At 55.2% G+C, this 212-nt stretch carries 1 pseudogene; it reads right to left on the bottom strand.

Annotated elements, in window-relative coordinates:
- Positions 1–212: pseudogene (uvrC, locus tag ACW9IR_RS30430) on the bottom strand (excinuclease ABC subunit UvrC); the annotation flags it as partial.

The raw sequence follows: 212 nt of genomic DNA, 5'->3' as shown, positions 1-212 counted from the left end.
CCTTGCAACGTTTGATCTGGTATTGCAGGCACGGCCGGGTGCGGTTCTTGTAGAAACTGTCTTCGCACTGGCGCACAAAAAACGTCTTTTGCAACAGGCTCAGGCTTTCACGGATCGCGCCAGCGCTAGGGTACGGCCCGAAATACTTGCCCTTCTGCTTCTTCGCACCCCGGTGAATACTCAGGCGTGGGAAGTTGCCGTCGGATAAAAAC

Source organism: Pseudomonas sp. SDT291_1_S447 (assembly GCF_054070155.1).
The sequence above is the reverse complement of the archived record's forward strand: the minus strand, read 5'-3'. Positions and strand labels throughout refer to the sequence as shown.